1 protein-coding gene is annotated in these 1,350 nt (G+C 61.7%); it reads left to right on the top strand.

The annotated features are described in order from the left end of the window. Window positions 1-1,169: ISNCY family transposase (locus ACFO3E_RS15795; protein ID WP_380806042.1), on the top strand; the 1,169-nt coding region annotated here is incomplete at its 5' end. Window positions 1,170-1,350 lie beyond the last annotated feature (181 nt).

Genomic DNA, 1,350 nt, shown 5'->3' with positions numbered 1-1,350 from the left:
AGCATTATGTGGATTTCGGACCGACCCTGGCGCGTGAGTATCTGGCGGAGCGTCATGATATCGCGGTGGGCTGCGAGACATTGCGGCAGATGATGATCGAGGCCGGCATCTGGCAGGATCGCGCCGCGCGTCGTTCTCGGCCTTATCAGCCGCGCCACCGGCGGGAATGCCGCGGCGAGCTGGTCCAGATCGACGGTTCGGAACACGCCTGGTTCGAGACTCGCGGTCCGAAATGCACGCTGCTCGTCTACATCGACGACGCGACCAGCGAGTTGCTGCATCTCAAGATGGTCGAGAGCGAGAGCACCTTTTCCTACATGGAAGCGACCCGCGAATATATCGAGCAGCACGGCAAGCCGGTGGCCTTTTATTCCGATAAACATACGGTCTTTCGCAACCCCAAGGCGACCGCCAAGGGTGATGGCATGACGCACTTCGGGCGCGCGCTCGATGCGCTGAACATCGAGATCATTTGCGCCAACTCGCCGCAGGCCAAGGGCCGGGTCGAGCGGGCCAACGGCACATTACAGGATCGCCTGATCAAGGCGATGCGGCTGGAGGGCATATCAACGATGGCGGATGCCAATGCTTTTCTGGCGAGCTATCGGACGACGCACAATGCCCGCTTTGCCCGTCCCGCTGCGGACAGTCGTGACCTGCACCGGCCACTGGCGCCCCAGGATGATCTGCACTCCGTCATGGTCTGGCGTGAACAGCGGACAGTCACTGCGGCGCTGACGCTGCACTATAACAAGGTGCTGTTCCTTCTGGAGCCGAACCCTATCAGCAAGGAACTGGCGCGCAAGCGCGTGGATGTCTGTGAATATCCTGACGGCACAGTCGAGATCCGCCACGAGGGGCGCTCCCTTCCTTACAGCCTGTTCGACAAGATGCCCCGGATCAATCAACCTGCCATCGTCGATAACAAGCATCTCGACGCGGCGCTGGCGCTAGCAAAGGAGATCCAGGCAATCGCGCCGCACCACCGGCAGCGGAACAACTATGCCCCTGCCCGCCGGGATCAGTCCGAGCATCTGTTTCCCGAACCGGAGGCACTGGCGAAGATCGACGGACGCCGGTTGGGCGGTGCCAAACTCAAACGTCGCCCTCGGCTCAGCCAGGCTGAGTTACGGGCACGCGGCACGCTCGAGTTCGTGAAGGCGCGCTGACCGAGCCCGCTGCCTACGCAGCGGGTCCATGTCCATCCCCTCTATGTCACGCCACCAGCAGGGTCTGCGCTGCGCTATCCCGAGGGCTTCACGCAGCCCCTGCTGTCATCAATGGTGTCTTTTCTATCGGGGACAGATAGTGTCTTCTCTATCCGGCAGGAACAACGAGTGTAAGCGGGTG

The sequence above is a fragment of the Sphingobium tyrosinilyticum genome (assembly GCF_042654265.1).
Classification (GTDB): Bacteria; Pseudomonadota; Alphaproteobacteria; order Sphingomonadales; family Sphingomonadaceae; genus Sphingobium; species Sphingobium tyrosinilyticum.
Note: the sequence above shows the minus strand (reverse complement) of the source record. Positions and strands in the feature narration are given on the sequence as shown.